The following is a 1,059-nucleotide window of genomic DNA, read 5'->3' as shown; positions in this document are numbered from 1 at the left end:
GATAAGATTTATAACTTAGTGCCAGAGTCTGAGCGCGCATGGCATGCCGGTGATAGCGGCTTTGCTGGACGCACCATCTTGAATGACACTTCTATCGGTATCGAAATCGTCAATAGCGGCATCAAGCCCGAATATCGAGACGCGCTAAAAAATGACAATCTCGACTATCGTCCTTACGAGCATTACGTCGCATTTGATGAATTACAGATTAAAAAGGTCGCTAAGCTGGTGCAAAACATTGCCACGCGCTATGACATCTCACCAAAAAACATCGTTGGTCACTCTGATATAGCGCCGTCACGCAAAATCGACCCCGGTGCCAAGTTCCCTTGGGAGCGACTGTATAAAGAGTACGGTATTGGCGCTTGGTATGATGAATTTGATAAGCAATTTATTATGAATCAAAACGAGTTTGCAACGGCTACGATACATGAAATTAAGCAAGAATTTCGCGATTACGGTTATCAAATTAATAATAGCGATGAATGGGATAAAGCCAGTCGTGATATGGTTTATGCGTTTCAATTGCATTTCAGACCGCAGCGTCCAACGGGCGAGCTAGATTTAGAGACTTACGCGATACTACGCGCACTCAATAAGAAATATGCTGGTCGTGATGACTTTTATTAAGATTGAGTTATAGAACAAACCCTGGTTTTTAAACCTTGCTAAAACGATATGCTTTAATTGATATTTCCTAATCAATGCTTGCTAATGAGGTATCTTATGACGCTACGTATTCACACGCTATTTCATACTGATTATGAAGACTTAAGCTTCATCAAGCAGTGGGCAAACAATCACGGTCATATTATTAATGTCAATCGTTCTTACGATGATGACGCTCTGTCCATGCCCGATAGCTTTGATTGGCTTATCGTAATGGGCGGGCCGATGAGCGTCCATGATGAGGAAAAACACCCTTGGCTCATCAAAGAGAAACGCCTGATAAAGCAAACGATTGATGCTGGCAAAACGGTCATCGGTATTTGCTTAGGGGCGCAGCTTATTGCCCATTGTTTGGGCGCTAACGTCCAGTCATCTGGGGTAAAAGAAATC

General features: G+C 43.0%; 2 protein-coding genes. Both read left to right on the top strand.

Annotated features, from left to right (window positions below; translation table 11 throughout):
* A partial coding sequence (locus tag ACS8FD_RS16560; RefSeq protein WP_439276646.1) for an N-acetylmuramoyl-L-alanine amidase occupies positions 1-630 on the top strand: 630 nt, incomplete at its 5' end.
* Positions 631-726: 96 nt separating this feature from the next.
* The coding region (locus ACS8FD_RS16555; RefSeq protein WP_439276645.1) for a type 1 glutamine amidotransferase at positions 727-1,059 on the top strand (333 nt) is incomplete at its 3' end.

This window comes from Psychrobacter sp. 1U2 (assembly GCF_051847575.1).
The sequence above is the reverse complement of the archived record's forward strand: the minus strand, read 5'-3'. Positions and strand labels throughout refer to the sequence as shown.